The organism is Streptomyces sp. H27-H5 (assembly GCF_026627505.1).
GTDB lineage: Bacteria > Actinomycetota > Actinomycetes > Streptomycetales > Streptomycetaceae > Streptomyces.
Genome location: NZ_JAPNLK010000016.1, coordinates 28975 through 51422 on the forward strand (window position 1 = coordinate 28975; position 22448 = coordinate 51422).

Annotated in this window: 21 protein-coding genes; 14 read left to right on the top strand and 7 right to left on the bottom strand. The window is 72.6% G+C overall.

Translation table 11 applies throughout. The features are described 5' to 3' along the window. Positions 1 to 109: 109 nt before the first annotated feature. The gene (locus tag OTB19_RS10340) at positions 110 to 2800 is read right to left on the bottom strand and encodes an ABC transporter substrate-binding protein (protein ID WP_267797755.1); all 2691 of its coding nucleotides are present in this window, start codon (positions 2798 to 2800) and stop codon (positions 110 to 112) included. 404 nt (positions 2801 to 3204) lie between these two features. On the opposite strand from OTB19_RS10340, the gene OTB19_RS10345 reads away from it, so the two are divergent. The 7 genes from OTB19_RS10345 to OTB19_RS10375 all read left to right on the top strand — a co-directional run bounded on the left by OTB19_RS10345 (position 3205) and on the right by OTB19_RS10375 (position 11514). Beyond that, entirely contained in the window at positions 3205 to 4089 is an 885-nt protein-coding gene (locus OTB19_RS10345; protein ID WP_267797829.1) for an aminoglycoside phosphotransferase family protein, read from the top strand. A gap of 129 nt (positions 4090 to 4218) precedes the next feature. Beyond that, a complete protein-coding gene (locus tag OTB19_RS10350; protein ID WP_267797756.1) occupies positions 4219 to 5058 on the top strand; it encodes a YndJ family protein in 840 nt (279 codons plus the stop codon). Next, positions 5055 to 5591 (top strand): DUF1990 family protein, encoded by a 537-nt coding sequence (locus OTB19_RS10355; protein ID WP_267797757.1) that lies wholly within the window; start codon positions 5055 to 5057, stop codon positions 5589 to 5591. The genes OTB19_RS10350 and OTB19_RS10355 overlap by 4 nt, the downstream gene beginning before the upstream one ends. A gap of 341 nt (positions 5592 to 5932) precedes the next feature. Then, a complete protein-coding gene (gene cseB / locus OTB19_RS10360) occupies positions 5933 to 6679 on the top strand; it encodes a two-component system response regulator CseB (protein WP_267797758.1) in 747 nt (248 codons plus the stop codon). Positions 6680 to 6744: 65 nt separating this feature from the next. Beyond that, positions 6745 to 7974, top strand: coding sequence for a sensor histidine kinase (locus OTB19_RS10365; protein WP_267797759.1), 1230 nt, complete (start codon positions 6745 to 6747; stop codon positions 7972 to 7974). Between the two features lie 53 nt (positions 7975 to 8027). Then, a complete protein-coding gene (locus OTB19_RS10370; protein ID WP_420716821.1) occupies positions 8028 to 8879 on the top strand; it encodes an ABC transporter ATP-binding protein in 852 nt (283 codons plus the stop codon). Positions 8880 to 8943: 64 nt separating this feature from the next. Continuing rightward, positions 8944 to 11514, top strand: coding sequence for an ABC transporter permease (locus tag OTB19_RS10375; protein WP_267797760.1), 2571 nt, complete (start codon positions 8944 to 8946; stop codon positions 11512 to 11514). Between the two features lie 82 nt (positions 11515 to 11596). Here OTB19_RS10375 and OTB19_RS10380 read toward each other — a convergent pair whose 3' ends face one another. Next, entirely contained in the window at positions 11597 to 12601 is a 1005-nt protein-coding gene (locus OTB19_RS10380) for a hypothetical protein (RefSeq protein ID WP_267797761.1), read from the bottom strand. 219 nt (positions 12602 to 12820) lie between these two features. Here OTB19_RS10380 and OTB19_RS10385 point away from each other — a divergent pair, with 219 nt between their 5' ends. Both OTB19_RS10385 and OTB19_RS10390 read left to right on the top strand, forming a co-directional pair. After that, positions 12821 to 14014, top strand: a complete 1194-nt coding sequence (locus OTB19_RS10385) for a barstar family protein (RefSeq protein WP_267797762.1) — start codon at positions 12821 to 12823, stop codon at positions 14012 to 14014. Between the two features lie 167 nt (positions 14015 to 14181). Further along, positions 14182 to 14436: a DUF4404 family protein gene (locus tag OTB19_RS10390; RefSeq protein ID WP_267797763.1), complete on the top strand. Its 255-nt coding sequence runs from the start codon at positions 14182 to 14184 to the stop codon at positions 14434 to 14436. Between the two features lie 96 nt (positions 14437 to 14532). On the opposite strand, the gene OTB19_RS10395 is transcribed toward OTB19_RS10390, so the two are convergent. Then, positions 14533 to 15237, bottom strand: a complete 705-nt coding sequence (locus OTB19_RS10395) for a DUF4232 domain-containing protein (protein WP_267797764.1) — start codon at positions 15235 to 15237, stop codon at positions 14533 to 14535. Between the two features lie 246 nt (positions 15238 to 15483). Here OTB19_RS10395 and OTB19_RS10400 point away from each other — a divergent pair, with 246 nt between their 5' ends. After that, the gene (locus OTB19_RS10400) at positions 15484 to 17145 is read left to right on the top strand and encodes a helix-turn-helix domain-containing protein (protein WP_420716822.1); all 1662 of its coding nucleotides are present in this window, start codon (positions 15484 to 15486) and stop codon (positions 17143 to 17145) included. A gap of 134 nt (positions 17146 to 17279) precedes the next feature. On the opposite strand, the gene OTB19_RS10405 is transcribed toward OTB19_RS10400, so the two are convergent. Together OTB19_RS10405 and OTB19_RS10410 are read right to left on the bottom strand one after the other, a co-directional pair. Then, positions 17280 to 17597 carry a hypothetical protein gene (locus OTB19_RS10405; protein ID WP_267797766.1) on the bottom strand — a complete coding sequence of 106 codons (318 nt, stop codon included), beginning with the start codon at positions 17595 to 17597 and terminating at the stop codon, positions 17280 to 17282. Between the two features lie 189 nt (positions 17598 to 17786). Continuing rightward, entirely contained in the window at positions 17787 to 18086 is a 300-nt protein-coding gene (locus OTB19_RS10410) for an aegerolysin family protein (protein ID WP_267797767.1), read from the bottom strand. 572 nt (positions 18087 to 18658) lie between these two features. On the opposite strand from OTB19_RS10410, the gene OTB19_RS10415 reads away from it, so the two are divergent. Then, positions 18659 to 19198, top strand: a complete 540-nt coding sequence (locus tag OTB19_RS10415; protein ID WP_267797768.1) for an EF-hand domain-containing protein — start codon at positions 18659 to 18661, stop codon at positions 19196 to 19198. A gap of 89 nt (positions 19199 to 19287) precedes the next feature. Here OTB19_RS10415 and OTB19_RS10420 read toward each other — a convergent pair whose 3' ends face one another. Then, positions 19288 to 19680 carry a nuclear transport factor 2 family protein gene (locus OTB19_RS10420; protein WP_267797769.1) on the bottom strand — a complete coding sequence of 131 codons (393 nt, stop codon included), beginning with the start codon at positions 19678 to 19680 and terminating at the stop codon, positions 19288 to 19290. Positions 19681 to 19782: 102 nt separating this feature from the next. Between OTB19_RS10420 and OTB19_RS10425 the strand changes: the two genes are divergently transcribed. From OTB19_RS10425 to OTB19_RS10435, 3 genes are read left to right on the top strand one after another with little or no spacing between them, the layout of a single operon-like run. Continuing rightward, positions 19783 to 20241, top strand: a complete 459-nt coding sequence (locus OTB19_RS10425; RefSeq protein ID WP_267797770.1) for a MarR family winged helix-turn-helix transcriptional regulator — start codon at positions 19783 to 19785, stop codon at positions 20239 to 20241. Positions 20242 to 20292: 51 nt separating this feature from the next. Then, on the top strand, positions 20293 to 20574 hold the full coding sequence (locus OTB19_RS10430) for a hypothetical protein (RefSeq protein WP_267797771.1): 282 nt from the start codon (positions 20293 to 20295) through the stop codon (positions 20572 to 20574). Continuing rightward, positions 20571 to 21173, top strand: a complete 603-nt coding sequence (locus tag OTB19_RS10435) for a hypothetical protein (protein ID WP_267797772.1) — start codon at positions 20571 to 20573, stop codon at positions 21171 to 21173. The genes OTB19_RS10430 and OTB19_RS10435 overlap by 4 nt, the downstream gene beginning before the upstream one ends. Before the next feature lie 76 nt (positions 21174 to 21249). Here the strand turns inward: OTB19_RS10435 and OTB19_RS10440 are convergent, their stop codons facing one another. After that, positions 21250 to 22395 (bottom strand): epoxide hydrolase family protein, encoded by a 1146-nt coding sequence (locus OTB19_RS10440; protein WP_267797773.1) that lies wholly within the window; start codon positions 22393 to 22395, stop codon positions 21250 to 21252. Between the last annotated feature and the right edge of the window lie 53 nt (positions 22396 to 22448).

The window sequence follows — 22448 nt, forward strand, 5'->3', positions numbered from 1 at the left end:
CGCTGGTGCGGGGCGAGCGGGAGGGCTCGCCCCGGCGATCACTATCCCGCAGCCCGGACCGCCCTCCTGACCTGGGGGTCTGCCGGGTGCCTCGCGGACGGTGGGAGGGTCACGGGCAGGGGCGCGTCTTCCCGGGCCTCCCCCAGGTCGCGGGATTGTTCAGTCCCGGCGGCTGGTCGGGCAGCAGGCCGCACGCCATCCAGGTGGTCACGCTCTTGTCGAGGTGGGATTCGAGCACGTAGACGGCCTTGTTCGGCGGGTACTTGTGGCGGCTGTCCAGGGAGAGGAGGCCGGAGGCACCCGAGAAGTTCTGTACCCCCGGGTTGGAGAGGCGGGCGTACACGTCCGTCGGTTGGAACGGCGCGCTGCTGTTCTCGGCCGTCTTGTACTGGGCGTAGACCGAATTGATGACCTCGGAGGCGACGCGGAGGGCGTCGTAGGCACCGGCCGCGTTTCCCTCCGGTACCGATCCGTCCTTGAAGACGTTCCGGAAGCGTGAGGTGAACTCCGAGTAGGGGCTGTCGGCGCTCTCCTTGCCGTTGGAGTTGTTGAACATCACGTAGTAGGGCCTCAGGACGGAGTGCTTCCTGAGCATGTCCTCCGGGTCCTGGAGGTACTTGGCGGCCGTGCTCTCGGAGAGGACGGCGACCTGCTTGCCGTCCGCCTTCCGGCAGTCGGCGGTGCCCTGGAGTGCGTCGAAGAGTCCCGGCATCTCGCCCGAGCGGCCCGCGTAGACGATGAATCCGCCCGTGGCCCGGACCTCCGCGCAGATGTCGCGCGCCACTTCCGAGACGATCTGCCCGTTGCGGTGCTCGTAGTAGGGGACGGTCACCACCTTGCCGCCGGTGTAGTACCGGGTGAACTTCGTCTGGAGGTCGGAGCTGAAGAACTCGTCTTCCGGGTCGTAGACCACCACGGCCGTCCGGTTGTCGTCCTTGACCGTCGTCAGCTCGCCGATCTGCTCGGAGTGCGACGCGAACTCGGCCATCACCTCGGCGATGCGGTCGTCCGAGGGCGACACCTGGAAGTAGTAGGCGGAGGCCCGCTCGTCCACCATCTTGCTGCCGGTCACCGAGTTGCCGATGACGGGGATGCTGGCCGCGGAGAGTTCCGCGACCGCCGCGAACGAGGCGGGCCGGCTCTGTGTGATGCCGACCACGGCCGCGATCTTGTCCCGGTCCTTCCTCTGGACGATCTCCTGCGCGATGTCCGGGCCCTGGGTGTTCTGTGATCCGTAGGCGAAGTACTTTCCGGAGTTCGCGATGAGCAGACGGATCTGGACCACGTCGCCCTCGCGGCTGTTGACCTGGTTCTGGGCGGTGAGGGCGCCCCGAAGGCTCTGGATGCTCACCGGGGTGGAGTCCCCGGGCTCCGCCGTGAGCGGGGCGAAGAACACCACGGTCCGGTACGGGCGTCCGCTGCGCAGCGCGTCGCCGTTCTGCCGCGCGGCGACGGCTTCCAGGGACAGGAGTTCGTCGTCGCGTCCGGCGATGCCCAGGTGGCATTCGCTTCCGTCGGTGACGCCGACGATCTCCCCGGAGGCGACCTGGTGGCAGGAGGGTTTCGTTCCGGTCCTGTTCGTGAAGACGATCAGTCCCGCGGCCACGAGGGCGAGCACCAGGACGGGGGCGGCGACGGCGCGTACGTAGTCGCCGCGGCCGTTCGCGCGGACCTCGACCTTCGGGTTCGTCTCCAGCCAGCGGTCGGCCGGTCCGTCGTCGTCGCTCGCGGACAGGGGGACCAGGTGGACCGCCGACGCGGAGCGCCGGGTGTAGAGGGCGTGGACGCGGTCGGCGAGACCGGTGACGCTGCGGGGGTCGGCGGGTACCGATTGGGCGTAGGAGGGCGCTGCCCCGGCCAGGGCTCCCAGCACCATGAGCGGCGCGGGCGGTTCGGTGCGGACGATGTCCGCGTAGGTGTCGAGCAGTTCGCGTACGGGTGTGCCTTCCTCGCCGACCTCCGGGAGGAGCAGGACGAAGGGCCAGCGGCGGCGGCGGCGGTGGATCCAGAGCCGGGAGGGCTTCGCGGCCCGGGACAGGTCGTTGAGCAGGGCCATGAGCAGCATGCGCTGGATCAGTGCGTGGTTGTGCCGCGAGGTGCCGGCCCGGGTGATGGTCAACGCCATGCGCAGGAAGTTCGCGCCCTTGGGTCTGCGGGAGCCGACCCAGCGCACTGAGCGGCGTCTGCTGAGCCACAGGCCGTAGAGGCGTCGGGGCAGTCCGACGACGAGGAGTTGGAAGAGGGAGAGCCAGATGTTCACCAGGAAGCTGCCGCCGGTGGCGCCGGCGACCCTGGCCAGGGTCCCCAGGAGCGGTCTGCGGGCGAGGAGTTCGGTGTAGAGCTCGTCGCGCAGCCGGCGTCGTTTGCCGGCGGCCGAACCGGCGCCGACGGACACCTCCAGGACGGCGCGGCAGGTGTGGAAGCGCGGGAGCCGCAGTTCCCCCGCGTCGGAGGGCATCGAGTTCTCCAACTGGTCGACGAAGGCGTCCAGCAGGGCGACGTGTGGGTCGATCTCGGCACCGGGGATCTCGCCGGGCGGTGTCTCGGGAGCGGTGGCGTCGGTGTCTTCGAGGAGTGCGTGGGGGACGAGGTCGACGGTGCGGTCGAGGTCCCGTTCGTACAGTCGGTCCCGGTATCCCGTGATCACCGTGCGCGCGGTGGATTCCTGCACGGAGCCGGGTGCGCCCGGGTCCCGTTTCAACAGCACCACGGGTAACCGGCGGCTTTCGCCCCGGTTGGCCGCGAACGTGTCGAACTGCTCGATCAGGTACTCGATCCCCTGCGGAAGCGGCCGTTGCACACTGCTCCTCTGCGCGTCGAGGCGACAGGCGGCATCGCCTGGCGTCCTGCGGACACCGCCGCGAGACAGAGCTCGGCCGGGAGAGAACACGCCCTGGCGATCGCGACCGACCGCCTGCCCCCCGACGGCAGTGAGTTCCGCCACGTTAGCGGCGCGGAGCACTCCCCCGCCGGGAAATGCGCGGGTTGCCCGGGGGCCGCGGCACGGGGCGTTCCTCGCCCTGTCCACGGCGCCGTCCCGACCTGGAACGTCGAGCACGCGAGGGCTGCGGTCCGGGCGCGGTCGCGGGGGTGCGGTCCGTCGGTTCGGCCTGGTCGGAGGGCTGCCGAATCGGCTGTGTGGCGTGGTCGGGCCGTGCGACGATCCGGGCGGGAACCGAGAGAACGGGGTGGGACATGGGCAGGATGCACGCGGACGAAGCGGAGATCGACACCGACCTGGTGCGAGGGCTGCTGCGCACCCAGTTCCCCCGGTGGGCGGACCTGCCGATCACCAGGCTCGCGTCGGGCGGCACGGTCAACGCGATCTACCGGCTCGGCGACGACCTCTCCGTCCGGCTGCCGCTGCGCCCCGGCGGCGCCGAGGCCATCGCGACGGAGGCGCGGCTGCTCCCCCGGCTGGCGCCGCTGCTGCCCTTGCCGATCCCGGAGGTGGTGGCGACCGGCGCCCCGGGTGAGGGCTACCCGCTGAGCTGGGCGGTGCACCGGTGGATCGAGGGACGCAGCCCGGTCGAGGGGGAGCTTGCGGAGCCGGAGTCCGTGGCGCGGGAACTGGCACGGTTCGCGGTCGCGTTCCGCCGGATCGAACTCCCCGGCGGTCCGCCCGCGCACCGGGGCGCGCCACTGGTCGGCGAGGACCGGGAGGTGCGGGAGGCGATCGAGGCGCTGCGCCGCACCGACGAACCCTTCGACGCCGAGGAGATCACCGTGGCCTGGGAGGAGGCGCTCGCGGCGGCGCCGTGGGCGGGCCCGGCCCGTTGGACGCACTCCGACCTGATGCCGAGCAATCTGCTGCTGGACGGTGACCGCGTCGCGGCCGTCATCGACTTCGGGACCGTGGGCATGGGAGAACCGGCCACCGACCTCATTCCCGCCTGGAACCTGCTGCCCGCCTCGGCTCGACGGGTGTACCGCGACGCGGTGGACGTGGACGACGCGACCTGGGCGCGGGGCCGGGGCTGGGCGCTGTCCATGGCGGTCATCCAGCTGCCGTACTACCGGAGGACCAACCCGATCATCTCGGCCAACGCCCGGCACGTGATCCGGGAGGTCCTCGGAGCCGGCGGGTGAGGTGATGGGGCGCCCGCCTGCCACCGGTCTTGAACATGTTCAACGAACCCCGTAGGGTCACGACCATGAGTTGAACGCGTTCAAGCGTTCATTGCTCCGCGCGTACGGCGCAGCCGGAGGGGGTCCGCGATGACGGTACTGGTGAATCTGATCGTCACCCTGGGCATGCTGGGGATCGTTCCGGCAGGCCTGCGTCTGATCGACCCGGTCGGGCTGCACCGGATCGCCCGGCTGTGGCCGCTCCTCGCCGTTCCCGGCGCGCTGTGCCTGTGGCTTCCGCGCGGCTCCCTCGCCACCGTGCTCGCCGGACTCTACGCGGCCGCCACCCTCGCCCTCGCGGCACGGGCCCCGGCCCGGCTGCTGCGGACGCGCTCGCTCGCCCCGGCCGAGATCGCCGTGCTGACCGCGCTCGTCGCACCCTCGGTGGCCGCGACGGCCCTGGTCGCCGAACGCGGCGGACACCGTCTCTTCGGCTTCGACCTCGACATCCTGGCGCTGACCGTGCCGCACTTCCACTTCGCCGGTTTCGTCGCCGCCCTGGTCGCCGGGCTGGTGTGCCGGGCCGCCCCGTCCTCGGCCGGCGGCCTCGCGCACGCGGCGGCGTACAGCGTCCCGGCCGGCACCCTCCTCGTGCTCCTCGGCTACTTCGTCGACGACTGGGCCGAGCTGGTGGGCGCCGTGGTCCTGACCGGGGGGATGTGGGCGGTGGCCATGCTGACCTGGCGGGAGATCCGGCCGCGGGCCCGCCGACGCGTCACGGGCGCCCTGTTGTCGACCTCGGCCGCGGTCCTGGTGGCCACCATGCTGCTCGCCCTGTGGTGGGCCCTCGGCGAGGCCACCGGCATCACTCACCCCACCCTGACCTGGATGGCCGCCACCCACGGCCTCGGGAACGCCCTCGGATTCGCCCTCTGCTCGATGCTCGCCTGGCAGCGGCTGGGCCCCGACCTGACGGAGAAGACCCCATGACCCGCCTCTTCAGCGCCGCCCGCGACACCGTCAACTACCCCGAGGAGGGCGCCACGGCCCGGCGCCCGCTGCCGGCCGGATACAACCACCTGGAGTACCGCGTCCGGATCGGGCACGGCCGGCCCGACCTGGAAGCGGCCGGCGCCGCCGTCACCACCCTCCGGGCGCACCGCGCCTCGGGGATGCGCGTCGCCACGGACCAGGAGGGCCCCCTCCTCCCCGGTCGGCGGGTGGAGGTCGGCATCGGCATCGGGCCGCTGCGCGTCACCGCTCCGTGCCAGGTGATCTGGACGGCGTACGAACCCGACCGCGTCGGTTTCGCGTACGGGACGCTGAAGGGCCACCCCGAGTGCGGCGAGGAGTCCTTCGTCGTGGACATGGACGCCGACGGCGGTGTGTGGTTCACGGTGACCGCCTTCAGCCGGCCCGGCTGCTGGTACACCCGCCTCGCGGGCCCGGCGGTACCCGTCCTGCAACGCGCCTACGCCCGCCTGCTGGGGCACACGCTGCGCGGGTTGCTCCGGGTCCGCTGACGCCGGAGGGGGCGAGCCGACCCGCATGTGCGGGAGCGCCGGCCTCGCCTGTGTATCGGGCGGGTATCAGGGAGCGCTTGGTCGTCCATCAAACCGGTGCGTCGTCCCCGGCGGCCGTGGCCTCGCAGGGTCGGCCCGTACCAGGGAGCCAAGGCACCCCCACCCTGCCTGAGCTGCGCTTTCTCTGGTCTCGGACGCTCCTTCGGGTGGGTGCGGGCGCGGGGTTCGGCACGGACGACGCCCCGCTTCGCCGGCGTATCGTTCCTTTCGGATCGTCGGCGGTGCGTGAGCGCGCCCGGGTCCCCCGCCCCGCCCGGACCGTTCGAACAGGAGTCGTCCCCGTGTCCTCGTCCGCCCCGGCTCCCGCCTCCGCGCGCCTCGCCCGCGTCTTGCTGGTGGAGGACGACGACCTGATGCGCCGGTCCTTCACCGTCGCCCTCGAACGCTACGGCTACCGGATGAAGGCCGCGGCGGACGGCCTCGCCGCGCTGGAGCTCCTGCGCGAGGAGAGATTCGACCTGCTGATCCTGGACGTGCTGCTGCCCGGTCTCGACGGGATCGGACTGTGCCGCAGGGTCCGGGAGACCAGCCTGGTGCCGATCCTGATGATGTCCGCCCGCGGCGAAGGCCTCGACGTGATCGCCGGCCTGGAGGCCGGGGCGGACGACTACGTCGTCAAGCCGGTGGAGACCTCCGTGCTCGTGGCGCGCATCCGCTCGCTGCTGCGGCGGGCGACCTACGCCCCCGCCCCCGGGCCCGCGCGCACGACCGGCGAGGAGCCGCCCGCGTCCGGGGGAGACCGGGACCGGCTGCTCTTCGGGGACCTCTCCATCGACACCGGCGGCCTGGAGGTGTTCGTCTCCGGACGTCCGGTGGCGCTCACCCCGACCGAGCTGAAACTCCTGCTGGAGTTCGCCGCCCACCCGGGCATCGTGCTGGAGCGGCACACCCTGCTGCGCGACGTCTGGGACTACGGCTGGGACGGCGACAGCCGGGTCGTCGACCTGTGCGTGCAGCGGCTGCGCAAGAAGCTGGGGCGGGACCGGATCGAGACGGTCCGCGGCTTCGGCTACAAGCTCAGGCGCTGAGCGCGGTGCGCCCGTTCCCCCGGCCGCGGCCGGTCCGCGCGTCCCTGCGTCGGAAGATCGCGGCGTTGGCCGCGGCCACGGCGTGCCTCGTCGCCGCGGCCGTGGGCGTACTGGTCCACCTGTGGACGGCGCAGGACATCCGCAGTCGGGCCGAGGCACGGGCGTTCAACGGCGTGTACTCGGCCATGGAGGTCTACCGGCGCACCGGAACGCTCGCGGACGGCGCCGAACTCGACCCCGCCGAGCTGCCCGCCCCCCTGCGCCACCCGGCCGACGGAAATCGGCACACGGCCTACGACGGCCGCGTGGACGCCAACGTCGGGCCGACCGTCTGGGCCGCCCAGCGGATCGGCGGCCCGGACAGTCCGGTGCTCGCCATGCGCGTCAACATGAACGGTGAGCTCCACGAGCTGCGCCGCCTCGACGTGAGCATGGCGGTGGCCTCGCTCGTCGCGCTCGCCGCGGCCGTGCCCCTGGCGGTGTACGGGGCCGGGTTGCTCGGCCGCAGGCTGCGGCGGGTCTCCGAGACCGCGGGCCGGATCTCCGCCGGGGACCTCGACGCCCGGACCGGGCACGTCAAGGGCGGCGACGAGGTGGCCGACATCGCCGCCACCGTCGACCTGATGGCCGACAGCCTCGCCCGACGCCTGCGCAACGAGCGGCAGTTCACCGCGGACGTGGCCCACGAGCTGCGCACGCCCGTCGGCGGTCTGTTGGTCGCCGCCGACCTGCTGCCGAGCGGCGAGACGGAGGATCTGCTGCGGGCGCGCGTACGCGATCTGCGCGGCCTGATCGAGGACCTGCTGGAGATCTCCCGGCTGGACGCGGGCGCCGAACAGCCGGTCCGCTCCCACGTGCCGCTCGGCGCGGTCGTGCGGGAGGCCGTGGCGCGTACCGGATGCGTCGCGACGGTCACCGTCGGGGACACGCCCGGCACGGAGGGAACGGCGACCACCGAGGGAGCGGCGACCGTGGAAACCGATCCGCGCCGTCTCGAACGAATCGTCGGCAACCTCGTCGTCAACGCCCACCGGCACGGGGGCGGCCCCGTCGAGGTCACCGTCGAGGGTCGTACCGTCGTCGTGCGCGACCGCGGCCCCGGTTTCCCCGCCGACCTGCTGCGCGACGGTCCGCGACGCTTCCACACGGGCGCGGCGGAGCGGGGCTCGGGGCACGGACTGGGCCTGACCATCGCCCAGGGCCAGGCCCGGGTACTGGGCGCCGAGTTGCACCTGGGCAACGCCCCGGAAGGCGGCGCCGTCGCCACCCTGCGCCTGCCGGCCCGACCCGCCTGACCATCCGTCACGCGCAACTGCTGCGAAGCGGCGCGGCCACCGACACACGACGGATGAAATCCCGATACTTTCCCCGGACACCCTTCGAAGTGCCCCCATCGGTACCCGAAGAGGAGTCCATCGTGACCGCCGAGCCCCTTTCCCCGTACGCGCCGAACCCGACGGCGGGGATCGCGGCCGCCACCGTCGGCCTCTCCAAGGTCCACGGCAGCGGCGACACGCGTGTCGTCGCCCTGGACGATGTCAGCCTCGCCTTCCGGGAGGGCGAGTTCACCGCGATCATGGGCCCGTCCGGCTGTGGCAAGTCCACGCTGATGCACTGCGCCGCCGGCCTCGACTCGGTCACCTCGGGCTCGGTCCGCATCGGCACCACCGACCTGGGCACGCTGAACGACCGGCAGCTCACCGCCCTGCGCCGGGACCGGATCGGCTTCGTCTTCCAGGCGTTCAACCTGCTGCCGACGCTGACCGCGCTGGAGAACATCACGCTGCCGCTGAGCATCGCCGGGCGCCGCCCCGACGGGCAGTGGCTGGACCGGGTGGTGTCCATGGTCGGCCTGTCGCAGCGGCTCGACCACCGCCCCGGGCAGTTGTCCGGCGGGCAGCAGCAACGCGTCGCGGTGGCCCGTGCGCTGGCCTCCCGTCCCGCGATCGTCTTCGCGGACGAGCCCACCGGCAACCTCGACTCCCGCGCCGGGGCCGAGGTCCTCGGGTTCCTGCGCGACTCGGTGCGCGAACTCGGCCAGACCGTGGTCATGGTGACCCACGACCCCGTGGCCGCCGGGTTCGCCGACCGTGTGGTCTTCCTCGCGGACGGTCGCCTGGTCGACGAGATGGCGCATCCCACGCCGGAGCGGGTCCTGGACCGGATGAAGGCGTTCGACACCCGCTCCCGTACCAGCTGACCGGCCCGGCGCCGCTTGCGCCGCGCCCGTTCCTCCCTCCCCTCCCCCGCCCTGAAAGCTGCCCATGCTGAAAACAGCCCTGCGCAACGCCCTGGCGTACAAGGCCCGTCTGCTCCTGACCGTCCTCGCGGTCTGCCTGGGTGTCGCGTTCGTCAGCGGCGCACTCGTCTTCGCGGACTCCTCCGCCGCCGCTCACCGCGCCGCCGTGTCGAAGAGCTTCGCGGACATCGCGGTCACCGTGGCCCCGAGGCAGCCCCCGCCCGGGGCAGCCCCGGCAGGCACCGGCGATGACACCACCGTGGTCGATGACGTGCTCGCCCGGAAACTGGCCGACGTACCGGGTGTCGCCGCGGTACGGCCGTCGGCCGACGGCCTGGCCACCCTGAACGGCTCCGACGGCGCCCCCCTGCGGGCCGGACGGATCTGGGCGAACCTGGGCGCCGCCTACGTACCGGGGGCGGACGGCAAGGACGGTCGCTTTCCGCTGGTCAAGGGGCACGCGCCCCGGAACGACGCCGAGATCGCCGTGGACGACGGCACCGCCGCCGCCGGCGGGTTCACCCTGGGCGACACCATCACGCTGGCCACGGACGGCCCGGTACTGAGGAAGCGGCTCGTGGGGGTCGTGACCACCAAGGAGCCCCGGGTGACCGCCGGCGGCACCCTCGCCCTGTTCCACAAGGAGACCGCCCAGGCACTGTTCGCGTCACCGGGCCACTACACCTCGATCGACCTGACCGCCGCCCCCGGCACCGGCCAGTTCGAGCTCGCCGAGCGCGTCCGCGCGATGCTGCCGGCCGACCGCGCCGAAGCCACCACCGGTACTGCCCAGGCCGACCAACAGGGCATCCTCGTCAACACGCTGACCCGTGGCTACACCAAACTGCCGCTGGTCTTCGCCGGGGTCTCCCTGTTCATCGGTTCGTTCCTCATCGTCAACACCTTCACCATGCTCGTGTCCCGGCGCGGCCGGGAGATCGCGCTGCTGCGTGCGATCGGCGCCTCGCGCCGGCAGGTGGTCCGCTCCGTCCTCTGGGAGGCCGCGCTGGTCGGCCTCGCCGCGTCGGCGCTCGGGTTCCTCCTCGGCCTCGGCATCGCCGCCGTACTGCCCGACCTGCTGAGCACCGGGATCGCCCTGCCCCGGGGGCCCCTGGTCATCGGACCGCGCCCGATCGTCGCCGCGCTCGGCGTCGGCGTGGGCGTCACCGTCCTCGCCGCGTGGCTGCCGTCCCGCAGGGCCGCGAGGATCGCGCCCATCGAGGCGCTGCGTTCGGCGGACCAACCGCCCACCGCGACGGCGTCCAGGGTCCGCGGGGTGGCGGGAGTGCTCCTGCTGGCGCTCGGCGCGGGGCTGCTGGTGTCGCTCACCGGGGCGAAGGACGCCTCCGAGGAGAACCTGCGGAACGCCATGTTCGGTTGCGCCGTCGTCGTGGTCGCCCTGATCGTCCTGGCGCCGCTCCTCGCGGGTCCCGTGATCCGGCTGAGCGGACGCCTGACCGACCGCCTCGGGATCGCCGGCCGGCTCGCCCGGGAGAACGCTCTGCGCGACCCGCGCCGCACCGCGGCCACCGCTTCCGCGCTGATGGTCAGCACGGCCCTGGTCGCCGGGCTCGCCGTCATCGGCGACTCCACGTCGCAGGCCCTCGACCGGCAGGCCGCGGCCGGTCTCGGCGCCGACTACGTCATCAGTGCCCGGTCCACCATGAGCGGCATCGATCCGGCCGCCGTGCAGCGGGTGGCCGGCACCTCCGGCGTCGAGACGGCGAGCGCCGTCACGGACTCCACGCTGTTCACGGGCGGCCAGGTACGCGAGATCGCCGGCGTCGACCCCGAGACCGTGCACGACGTCATGGAACTCGACTTCGTCAGCGGATCCCTGAAGGACCTCGGTCCCGGCCGGCTCGCCGTGTCCGCCTCCGTCGCCCGCGAACAGGGCTTGAGCGCGGGCAGCGCGCTGACCGCGCGCATCGGTCGCGACCAGGATCCCGGGCAGTACACCGTCGTCGGTGTCTACCGGGACAACCCCGTCGCCCACGACGTGCTGGGCGCGCGCGTCGAAGTGGGTCGGCACAGCCACCTGCCGGACTCCGTCCAGCGGATCCTCGTGCGTGCCGGCGCGGGCGGCGCTGCCCCGGCCACCGCCGACGGGCTGCGCACCGCCACCGGCAACAGCCCGCTCGTGAAGGTCCAGGACCGCGACGAACTCGTCCACGAGGCCGCCGGGGCCATGGGCGACCTGCTGACCCTCATGTACGGGCTGCTCGCACTCGGCGCCGTGATCTCCTCGCTCGGCATCGTGAACACCCTGGCCGTGTCGGTCGCGGAACGCACCCGCGAGATCGGCGTGTTGCGCGCCCTCGGCATGGATCGCGGCGGGATCCGCCGCATGATCCGCCTGGAGTCCGTGACGGTCGCCGCGTTCGGCACCCTCCTGGGCCTGGCGGGCGGGCTCTTCGGAGCCCGGGCGGTCGGCGCGCTGGCGAACGGCGCGATCGCGGACTACTCCATGGCCCTGCCGTGGGGGACGCTGCTCCTCGTGTGCCTGGTCTCCCTCGCGATCGGCACGGTCGCGGCCGCCGGTCCGGCCCGCCGGGCGGCCGCGCTGAGCCCGTTGGAGGCCGTCGCCCGGACGTAGACGTGAGTCACCCGCCCGGGGGCCCGCCCCTGCGGGTTCCCGGCCGGGTCCGGCCCGCGCCGGCCCCCACCCGGCCGGGGGGTCACTTGGTCTCCACGGCTCCCGAGTCCGGCGACTGTTGCAGTCCCGATGCGTCGACCGCCTCGAAGTCCGACCCCTTGATGGCCTTGAGCGCGTCGAGTTGGGCATTGTCCCAACCGGGGTTCTCCTCACCGGTGATGAACCAGGCCGAGCCGTTGTCCGCGACGATGGCGCCGTACTTCTTGAGCGCCTCGGCCACGGCCTTGGCCTGCGGGCCCATCGCCGAGGTGTCCACCGAGTCCTTCAGCCGCAGCCGCAACCCCATGGGTGGCAGCGACGCGTCAGCCGCGGAGCCCGCCTGGTGCCTCGCGGGCCAGACGTGACTCTGGTCCGAGCGCGGCACGGTGACACGGATCGCGTGGTCGATGTGCCCGGACGCCGCCTCCTCGTGGCGCGCCAGTCCGGGAAGGATGGCGAGGCCGGCGGCATCGGCGGACGTCCAGCCGTCGGGCCGGAGTTCGTTGGTCGTCAGGTCGAAGACGGCGCCCCCTCCGGCGTGCCAGGCGTTGTCGCCCTCCTGCTTCGCGTTCCACAGCTCGTAGGACTTGCACAGGTCGCGGTCCCACACGACGACGTGGCGGTCCCCCTCGCTCGCCGGACCGTTCTCGATCCTGGCGTCCTGCGGGATGCGGTACCCGGTCTTGTCGCTCTCGTCGGCGTAGTCCAGGGTGACCTTCGTTTCCGGCAGCTTCTCGTCCGAGACGGTGATGGGGATGCCGAAGGGTTCGCCGTCGCTGAGGCCCGACCCGAAGTCCGGGTGAAGCGGTACCGAGGAGCCGATCGAGGAGACGTATCGGGCGGAGTTCGGGTGCACGGGGAGCTTGTCCACGGGGGCGCGCCAGAAACTGTCCGGCAGCGAGGTCGGACACACCGCTTTCGTGGGAGACCCTGCCTGGTCGGCCTCGCCGGCGGCCACGCCCCCGGGCAGCAGGCACACGGCGCAGGCGGCAGCGGCGGCGATCGCGGGGACCCTGGCGCCGACGCGCCCTTCAGCGGTTCGCTTCATCCGGGCGGTTCGCTTCATTGTCATCGATCACCCTGGGTATGCGTACGGTTCTGCACGCGGCCGAGAGACGAGATCCGGGCCAACCGGGTTGTTTCGGCTGTATCCGTCCATGGTAGTTCCGGAGCTGCGCCCCCGCGCCCCGCGCGCGGGGCGGGCGCCGGCGGGGCGCGGGGAGAAACCCGGGTGAGGCGCCGGGCCGGTTGCTGTTGGATGGTCGCGATGAACAACCCCTGGCACGAGCGGTGGAACCAGCGACGCGACGTACCGCTGCGCTATGTCCTGGTGGAGGAGCGGGACCACGGGGAGGACGGGTGGGACGCCCCCTACAGCCTCGGGTACGCGTTGTTGGCGAAGTGCGCCGAGGTGGAAGGGTTGTTCGCCGAACTGCCGCCGCCCACCGCGCCCCGGGAGGAGTTGACGCTCTTCTCGTGCGCACCGTCGGGGCGGCTGCGCGCCGCCGTCGCCGGCGCGGACCGCGGCCGAGTCGGCGATCTGCGGATCGAGGTGACCCTCAGGGGCCTGCCCGTGGACGGTTGGACCTACGGACTGTCCGACGCCGTGGTCGTGGCCCATCGGCCCGGCTCGGAGGACCCCTCACGCGTCGACATCACCGTGGAGGCCACGGTCCGGACGCCCGACTGGTCTTTCGGCCGACCGCCGGACGAACTGCGCCGGCAGTTCGGATTCGAACTGTCCGACGCCGAAGGCGAGGACCCCTACGGCTCCTGCGCGGCGGCGCCGCGGCTCTTCGCCACCCGCAAGGCTCCGGAACAGGCCGTGCTCCGGCTCCTCGGCGTCGACCCCGACGCACCGCTCCTGGCCGGGGGCGACCGCTCCACTCCGACGGACATCCTCGCCGTCGACCGGACGGGCCGGGTGATGACCGGCCGCGACGCCCACCTGCGGGTCATCGGGGCGAAGCCTTCCGCCTTCGGCTCCGGTCTCCTGGACGTCGAGGTCGCCGGACGGGTCGAGGACAAGCCCCTGCCGGCGCTGGAGGCCGTGTGGGCGTTCTGGCGTGAGGGGCGACCCACCGAGCCCCACCATTGGACGCGCTTCCCGGACGAGTTGCTCGCCGAATGGCTGTGGCTCACGGAGAAGCACGCGGGCCCGGACCGGAAGGGCGGCCGTCACCACCTCGACGGCCGGCTCGTGACCGGCCGGTACGCCCTGCACTGCGCGCTCGGGGAGGCCGTCAACGGCCCCGGAGGCTACTACGGTCGGTGCTGGAACTCGCTGTTCGACTGTCTGTCCGGCGGGTACGGAGCCGTCCCGCCCTTCACCCTGGTGTGGCACCACTTCCCCGCGGCCCGCCGCGCCTTGGCGGGCGCCGGGCCGGCGGCCGACGTGTCGTACGCCGAGGAGGTCGTCGACCGGCTACGGGCCTTCGGCGTGACCGTCGAGCTCCGCTGAGTCGGCGGGACAGAGGCGCCGGCCCCGCGGCGGCCCACGTCGGGTACGACCGAACGGATCATCCGACGGCGCGGGGAGGCGTGCGGAACGCGGGGGCGGGCAGGCGGTCGGTATCCGCCTTCGGGGGACGGACCCCGGGTGAGGCGGCGAGCGACGGAGGAGACACGGTGCCCAACCACGCGACGAGGGAACACCTGGAGGCACTGCGTGCGGAGCTCCGGACGACGGGAGCCGCGCTCCCGACGCACGAGCGCGCGCACCTGGAGGCGCTGCTGGACCGCCTGGAGGCGGATGAGGCGGCCGAGGACCCGGGCATGGCCGAGTCCCTGCACCTGGCCGCCGAACGGTTCGAGGTGAAGCACCCCTCACTGGCGGCGACCCTGCGCACCCTCGGTGTCAATCTGGCCAACATCGGCATCTGATCTCCTCGCCCACCCCCGCACCGCCCCGGGCCCGCCCCGGGGCGGTGTCGTCGCTTCGGAGCGGGGCGCTTCGGGCCGGCGGGGCGAGCCGGTTGTTCAGTACGTCAGCGCGTCCTGCATCGAGGAGAGCCAATAGGTGACGGCAGCGCTGTCGTCCTTGTACGTGCCCGCCGGGAGCGTCACCTTGACCGGGGCACCGACCGAACCGGACCCGCTGCGGGCAGCGAAGTGGAGGGTGAGCTTCTTGGGCTTGTAGCCGTGGGCCGCCTCACCGGTCGCGCTGCTGAGGGTCACCCCCGCGTACGCGGACTCGCCCGGGGCGAGGGTCGCGACGGCCTGCGGCTTGCTGTCCTCGACGATCTGCGTCGCGGCCTGTTCCTCGTCGAAACGCAGCAGTGGCGCCATGTAGACGTCGCAGGCGCGCTTTCCGGTGTTGGTGACCGTGAGCAGCATGTGGTTGACGGGGCGTTCCACCTTGGTGGCCACGATCTTCGTGGAACCGGCCGCGCAGGCCACGAAACCGGCCTCGGCGCCGCCCTTGCCGCCGCTCGCCTTGCTGTTGCCGTCCCCGGCGCCGCCCTTGGCGTTCGGGGCGGTGCCCCCGGTGGGAGTGTGGGCGGCGGGCTGCGCCTTGCCACTGTCGGTGGTGCCGCCCGAGGGCTGCACGACGGAGGCCGCGCCGGCGGGAGACGGCTCCTTGGTCAGTGCGTCATTGCCTTGACACGCGGTCAGGGTCGTGGCTGCGAGCAGCGCGGCGGTGCAGGCGGTCAGGGCGGTGCGACGGGTACGGGTGGTGCGCATGATGCGGTCGTCCTTTTGGTGTGGGATGTGAGGCGGACTCAGTGACGGCCCAGGACCACGGTCAGGACCGAGATACAGGCGATCAGTACGGCGACGGCGACCACGTCGGTCGCGCCGAAACGTCTTGGCATGGCGGCTCCGGTTCCGGTGGCGCTGTCCCAAGGTTGCGGGGCTGTGCCGATCATGTGCCAGATACACGGGACAATGGGGGACGTTGGGACGTGGAACGGCCTGTGAGCTGGGCGGATGACCTGTCCCTGGAACGCCTGGTTGGAAAGACAGAGGGAGCGGGGGACCCGAGTGACCACGGGATCGGATGGCCTGGCCGGACTGTTGAGCGGGCTCAAGAAGCGTTCGGGGCTGAGCTACGGAGCGCTCGCCGGGCGGCTGCACGTGAGTACGTCGACGGTGCACCGGTACTGCAACGGAGATGCCGTTCCCACCGAGTTCGGGACGATCGAGCGGTTCGCCAAGCAGTGCGGGGCGACCCGCGACGAGTTGGTGGAGGCGCACCGGCGCTGGATCATCGCCGACGACGCGCGGCGGCGTCCGCGGCCGGCGGCCCACGAACCGGCCGAGCGGCCACCGGTCACGACCGGCACCTCGGACGAGGCCGAATCGGCCGGGGGAAGCGCAGGGACCGCAGAGGTTGGAGCGGTCGGAGGGATCGAAGGGACCCGTTCGGTGGACCTCCCCAAGGCGGAGGGCACCCCGAGTACGGCACCCGATGAGGGGGCCGGCGCAACCGGTCCGCACTTCCCCACGCCCACGCCCGCGCCCGAGGACGCCCCGAAGGGCGACGCGTTGCCGTTGACGGCACCGGAAGCGGAATCCGAGGGGGATCCGGATCCGGAGTCCGGTGCGACGCCGGCCGCCACTCCCGGGGCTTCCGGCGCCGGCGCCACGCGATGGTCCCGGCGCGGTCGCGACGTCTCGCGGTCCGCGGCCGTCGGCTCCGCGGTCCGGCGCCGTGGTGTGCGGATCGCCCTGGCGGCCGGGACCGTCGCGGTGCTCGCCGTACCGGCCGCGTACGCCGTGACCCGCTATGCCGCGGACGAGCCGACCCCCTCGGGCCCCTCCGCGCCGGTGACGCCCTCGTCGGGTCGGGCCTCGCCGTCCGCCCCCGGAGCCGGGCCCGGAACGAGCGCCTCCGCCTCGGCCGGTCCCACGGCGAGCGGTTCGGCCACCGCGGCCGGCGGTGCCTCCCCCGGCGCCGGGGCGAGCGCGCCCGCGCCCGGCCGGGAAGGGTCGAGCACGCCCGGGGGGACACCGCCCTCCGGCGACGGCGCGGCCGTGCAGCCACCGAGCGTCGGGGTCAGCTCGTACAACTGGGACGCGCCCTGCGGGGAGAACTACCTGCTCGATCAGCCGGAGGGTCAGGTCCCGCCGCCCAGCGCCCCGCAGGACACCCGGGGTTGGGCCCGGGCGCTCGGGGCCGTGGACGCCGGAGCGATGCGGCTCCAGCTGACCGCGAAGGGTCGCGCGGAGGAGGCGGTGGTCATCACCGGGATCGACGTGCGGGTGGTCGAGCGCGGCGCGCCCCTCGCGTGGCGGGCCTTCTCCATGGGCGACGGCTGCGGCAGCGGCATCACCCCGCAGACCTTCGACATCGACCTGGACGACGCCCGGCCCGTGACCAGGGCGAAGGACGGTCAGGACGGCGGATCCACCGTGCCCGCCAAGGGCTTCCCGTTCAAGGTCTCGTCGCACGACCCACAGGTGTTCAACCTCGACATCCACACGGAGGGGCATCAGGCGAGCTGGTACCTGGAGGTGGGTTGGAGCAGCGGTGACCGGCGCGGCACGGTGCGGGTGGACGACGGCGGTCGGCCCTTCCGCACGAGCGCGCTGGAGGGCCGGCCGAGGTTCGGCTGGTGGCCGGATCGCAGCGAGTGGGTCGCCTACTGATCGGGCGAACCGGATCCGGGACGGGATCAGGGTCGGGTTCCGGGGCCGGGTGAGGACGGACAGTCCCTTCCCCTGTTTCTGATCACGGTGCGGGTGGGTCGACCCGTACGGGCCGGCCCACCCGCACCGGGGCCTCAGGGGCGCGTGTTGACCATGTACCACCAGTAGGCGTTGGTGGCCGAGACGACCGCTCCGGCGGCGGTGGCCTTCAGGTAGCGGCCCGTCACCTTGTTGCGCAGTGCGACGGAACCGCCGGGGCCGGCGACCGTGTACCAGTGGAAGCTGTCCCCCTGGCCCTGTGAGACGAGGATCCCGTTGCCCACGCCCTGGAGGCTCTGTCCGAACTGCTCCGCGTCCCTGTTCAGGAGCGAGAGGGTGCCGTCGTTGTTGCCGCCGACCTGCCATACGGCGTCGTCGTGCCGGTTGCCGTACAGAGCCGGCCGGCCTTGCACACGACGGAGCCGAAGTAGTCGACGTCGCCGAGCCACTCGTCGGGCCGCTCCTGGGGCGCCATCACGTACGTCTGCCCCGGCGTGGGGTTGGCCGCGGCGGCGGGGGGGCGGCGGAGGCCGAACCGGCGGCGATCAGGGTCAGTGCGGCGGCGCACGCCAGCGCTGCGGTGCGTCGGTTCACGGTCGTCCTCAGCCCTTGCTCACGGTGAAGGTGACGGCGGCGTTGTCGCCACCGCCGCCGTCCTGACGGCAGGTGAAGCCCGACGGGACGTCACAGGCGTACTTGTTGCTCCCCGAGTAGGGGTTGTTCCAGTGGATGGCGACGTTGCCGACCTCGTACATGTTGTAGACCGCCGACCCCTGCGTCCCGGTCATGAAGCCGTTCGACTCCGACTGCCAGGTGCCGTTGGACATCGGGTAGACGCGGTCCGGCGGGACCATGTTGTCGCTCCACGTGCCGTGCGACAGGCTCGACGAGGTGCGGACCATCTCGTTGGGGGTACCGGCGTACGCAGCGCCGGCTGGCCGGGGAACTGGGCGTCGACCCGGGCGCCGCGCTCTCCGAGGCGTACCTGACGCTGCTGCGTTCCGGGCCGCTGCGGCGCCCGGCCGCGCTCGCCGCCCGGCGGGCCCCGGCCGGCTTCGTCAGCCGCACTCCGGCGAGGACCATCACGGCCGGCACCGTCGCCAGGCGCCGTCCCGGCCGCCCCCGCACCGTCCACCGTCCGCCGTTCCGTCCCGCCCTTGTGTCCCTGGCCGTCTCCCTGTCAGCGTCCGGTCCGTTCGGATCGAGGCGCGGGTCCGGCCCGACGCCCGGACGGAACGTTGCCGCAGGCGGCTGACGGCCGGCGTGACGCGGACCTAACGCCGGGTCGGTGCGCCCGTGGCCACCGCGGGCCGGAGGCCTGCCGGCCCTGCGGAGGGACCGTCGGCGGGTGACCGTTCGCGCACATGTGCTCGTGGGGCCGGGGGCGCGCCCCGGCCTAGAGTTACGCGCTGTCCGCCGGCCCCGACGGGTCGGAGACGTTCGTGGTTCGGTTCGGCGTCGAGGGAGACCGCTCATGGCCAGCGCGTTTCAAGAGCTCAAGCTCAAGGGGATGTTCGCGGCGTTCGACGCGGACGGCGACGGCTTCCTGCGCGAGGAGGACTTCACCGCGCTCGTGGCCCGGTGGAGCCGCCTGCCGGGGGTGGGGCCCGGCACGGAGGTCCGCGCACGGGTGGAGGCCCTGCTGATGGGGTGGTGGGCGGCGCTGCTGAAAACCGGGGACGCCAACGGGGACGGCGCGATCGACATGGGTGAGCTGCTCGCCCTCGTCGACAGGCTGCCCGCCATGGTCGCGGACGTCACCGCGACCGCGGACACCGTCTTCGACGCCGTGGACGCCAACGGCGACGGCCGCATCTCCCCCGAGGAACATCGCAGGCTCGTGGAGACGTGGAACGGGCAGCCCGTGGACGTGACGGGTGTCTTCGAACTGATCGACCTGAACGGCGACGGCCACCTCAGCCGTGAGGAGTTCGCGCTGCTGTGGCGCCAGTTCTGGATCAGCGACGATCCGGCGGAGCCGGGCAACTGGCTCTGCGGCCGGTTCTCCGGCTGACCTGACGGGACCCGCGGCCCGGCGACGCGCACGTCGCCGGGGCGGGGGGGGGGGGGGGGGGGGGGGGGGGGGGGGGGGGCCCGTCGTCGTCAGCGTGCGCTTCCGAGGTTCCGGTCCGTCTCACTGCCGGACAGCATGAGCGTGGTCTCCTCGATGCGGCGGAATCGGCCGTCCGCGGCGAACTCGCCGAAGAGGTAGACCTCGGTGCGGACGGCGGAACCATCCTTCTTGACGACGTCGACGGTGTGACGATCTGCGTACAGCCGTCCGTCGGTCAGTTCCTCGTGCACCTCGATGCTGCCCTCCGCTATCACCGTGCGCAGGTGGGCGATGTGGGCGATGAACCCGTCACGCTCGTCCCACGTGCCGTCCGTGCGCTGACGGTAGTCGGGGGCGAAGTGCCGGTCGACGGCTTCCCGGAGGTCGAGTCCGGGGGTGAACAGGAGGTCGTCGAGGGCGGCGGCGATGGTGGTGTGGCTCATGGTTGCCCTCCGTGCAGGGTGATGCGAACCAGAGAATGCGTGCGCTGCGCACGCTTCAGAGCATACACAGACTGCGTGCGCGACGCACGCTATTCTTGAGGCGTGAACAACGAGACGGGACACGAGATCGCCGACGCCCTGGGCGACCTGCTCAAGCGCACGCTCCGGGCCAACCTGCACCGCGCCCTCACCGAGGACCTGGGCGAGGCCGTCGACGAGGTCACCTACCCGGTACTCAGCGGGCTGGCCAGAACGGGCCCCCGCAGCGCGGCCGACCTGGCCGCCGACGTGGGACTGGACCGTTCCGGCGTGAGCCGACGAGCCTCACGACTGGAGGCCGCGGGCCTCGTACGGCGCGAACAGGATCCGACCGACCGGCGGGCCGTCCTGCTCACACTCACCCCCCGGGGCGCCCGCGCGGTGGAGATCACGCGGCAGCGCCTGGCCTCACGCATCGAGGCGTCCCTCGACTCCTGGCCACCGGAGGAGGCCCGCTCGTTCGCCGCCCACCTGCGCCGATTCGTCGACGAAGGCCCCTTCGCCGAACCCGGCGATCAGTGACGACGTCAATGAATCCTTGACAAGGCTCCCGCGTCAAGGTTTCCTTGACACATGCCGAACCTCAAGACGAACACCGCACCCAACGGCGCCACTTCGGCGCTGACCGTCCTTCTGCCGCTGGTCACGGTCGTGCCCGCGCTCACGGCGATGTTCGCCGACAAGCTCAGCACCCCCGCGACCATCGCCCTGATCGCGCTGGACCTCGCCCTGGTCGCCGTCACGGCCGGATGCTTCGCCCGGTCGGCGGCGGCGGCACGAGCCGCGGCCGACCGCGCGCGCCGCGACGAGGACGTACTGGACGCGCTCGACCACCGCCCCGGGCAGCAGCGTTGAGCGGCGAGCACCTGCTCGGCCCGCAGGAGGCCGCCAGGATCCGCGAGGGCATCGCCGCGGCCGTACTGGGCGTCTCCGACGACCTGGCCGACTCCCTCGAACACGACGCCGCGGGCTACCTGCGCCTGGTCGACGCCTCGCGCGTCGGCGCCGAGGAGGCGGGCCGGCTGCTGCGCGAGGCCGTCCAGGGCGCCAGGGCGGCAGGCCACAGCTGGGACACCGTCGGCCGGGTCCTGGGAGTGAGCCGCCAGGCCGCGCAACAGCGGTTCGCGAGCAAGGGGAAGGACGCCGCCCCTTCCGGATCGTCCGGCGGCCCCGACGCTCCGGAGCGACGGATCCTCACCCCCCTGACCGCGTTCAACGAGATGGCCGCGCTCGCCGACGCCGGGCGCGACGGGTGGCACCTGGTCGGCTACGGCGCCTTCTTCCACGAGGTCGAGGCCTCCGGCCGGCCCTGGGAGCACTGCCGGGTGCCGGTGGTGTCCGGCGGACGCCACCGGCGGCTGGAGGCCGAGGGATGGACCGCGGTCGGCGAGGGCTGGTTCCCCTGGCGCTACTACAAGCGCCCGCTGCCCGCCGGGAACGGCGACAAGCACTGACCGGTGAGTGGCCGACGGCCCGCAGCCCGAACCCGGCGCCGGAAATCGGCAGGCGTCAGGCCTCAGGCCTCAGGCCTCAGGCGTCGAGCGTGTCGAAGAAGGCGCGGACATCGCTCACGAAGGCCTCCGGCTGCTCCAGCGCGAGGAAGTTGCCTCCCTGCTCCAGCTCGGTCCAGTGGGTGACGCGGTGGTCCCGCTCGGCGAAGCGCCTGATGGCGATGTCGGTGTCCAGGACGACGGCGACACCGGTCGGGACGGTGCCGCGCGACTTCGGGGCCCAGGCGCTCGGGTCGTGGGCCGACTCGTAGTACAGGTTCGCGGAGGAGCCCGCCGTACCGGTGAACCAGTAGACGCTGATGTTGGTCAGCAGTCGGTCTCGGCCCACGGCGTCCTCGGGAAGCTCGGCGTCCGGGTCCGTCCACTCCTTGAACTTCTCGGCGATCCAGGCCAGTTGACCGACCGGTGAGTCGTGCAGTCCGTGGGCGAGGGTCTGCGGGCGGGTGGACTGGATGGCGTTGAAGCCCATGCCGTCCTGCTGGAAGTTCTCCAGTCGTGCCAGTCGCTCTTGCTCGGGCCCGGTCAGCCCGTCGCATTCGCCCGGGGCCCCCGAGGGGAAGGTGACCAGGCCGTTGACGTGGACGCCGATGACCCGATCGGGCGCCTGACGCCCCATCTCCAGGGCGATCCAGGCGCCCCCGCCCGTCCCCTGGGTGCCGTAGGCGTCGTAGCCGAGCCGCGCCATCAGCTCGACGAATGCACCCGCGATGCGGCCGGTGTTCCAGCCGGCCTCGCCGAGCGGGCCGGAGAAACCGGTGCCGGGCGTGGAGGTGACGACGACGTGGAAGTCCCGTGTCAGCGGCTCGATGACGTCGACGAACTGCACGAACGAGCAGGGCCAGTCGTGTACCAGGAGCAGCGGAACGGCCGCCGGGTTCTGGGAACGGACGTGCAGGAAGTGGATGTTCTGGCCCTCGATCTCGGTGGTGAACTGCGGGAACCGGTTGAGTTCCGCCTCCGCCTTCCGCCAGTCGAAGCCGTCGGCCCAGTAGGCGGCCAGTTCCCTGAGGTACGCGGTCGGCACGCCCCGGCTCCAGCCGGTGCCGGGGATCTCGCTGCCCCAGCGCGTACGCGCCAACCGGGTGCGCAGGTCGTCGAGTTCCTCCTGCGCGACGTCGATGCGGAAGGGGCGGATCCGGGCGTCGGTGTTGCTGCTGGTCTCCATGGGTAGGACAGTATTCTCGATATAGGCACGCTTCGTTCCTATAAAGACCTCAG

Bases quoted from the DNA above. Each gene is read 5' to 3' on its own strand.
- OTB19_RS10345 (WP_267797829.1), top strand. From the start codon at position 3,205: ATGCACGCGGACGAAGCGGAGATCGACACCGACCTGGTGCGAGGGCTG.
- OTB19_RS10350 (WP_267797756.1), top strand. From the start codon at position 4,219: ATGACGGTACTGGTGAATCTGATCGTCACCCTGGGCATGCTGGGGATC.
- OTB19_RS10355 (WP_267797757.1), top strand. From the start codon at position 5,055: ATGACCCGCCTCTTCAGCGCCGCCCGCGACACCGTCAACTACCCCGAG.
- OTB19_RS10370 (WP_420716821.1), top strand. From the start codon at position 8,028: ATGAAATCCCGATACTTTCCCCGGACACCCTTCGAAGTGCCCCCATCG.
- OTB19_RS10375 (WP_267797760.1), top strand. From the start codon at position 8,944: ATGCTGAAAACAGCCCTGCGCAACGCCCTGGCGTACAAGGCCCGTCTG.
- OTB19_RS10380 (WP_267797761.1), bottom strand. From the start codon at position 12,601: ATGAAGCGAACCGCTGAAGGGCGCGTCGGCGCCAGGGTCCCCGCGATC.
- OTB19_RS10385 (WP_267797762.1), top strand. From the start codon at position 12,821: ATGAACAACCCCTGGCACGAGCGGTGGAACCAGCGACGCGACGTACCG.
- OTB19_RS10395 (WP_267797764.1), bottom strand. From the start codon at position 15,237: ATGCGCACCACCCGTACCCGTCGCACCGCCCTGACCGCCTGCACCGCC.
- OTB19_RS10400 (WP_420716822.1), top strand. From the start codon at position 15,484: ATGACCTGTCCCTGGAACGCCTGGTTGGAAAGACAGAGGGAGCGGGGG.
- OTB19_RS10410 (WP_267797767.1), bottom strand. From the start codon at position 18,086: ATGGTCCGCACCTCGTCGAGCCTGTCGCACGGCACGTGGAGCGACAAC.
- OTB19_RS10415 (WP_267797768.1), top strand. From the start codon at position 18,659: ATGGCCAGCGCGTTTCAAGAGCTCAAGCTCAAGGGGATGTTCGCGGCG.
- OTB19_RS10420 (WP_267797769.1), bottom strand. From the start codon at position 19,680: ATGAGCCACACCACCATCGCCGCCGCCCTCGACGACCTCCTGTTCACC.
- OTB19_RS10430 (WP_267797771.1), top strand. From the start codon at position 20,293: ATGCCGAACCTCAAGACGAACACCGCACCCAACGGCGCCACTTCGGCG.
- OTB19_RS10440 (WP_267797773.1), bottom strand. From the start codon at position 22,395: ATGGAGACCAGCAGCAACACCGACGCCCGGATCCGCCCCTTCCGCATC.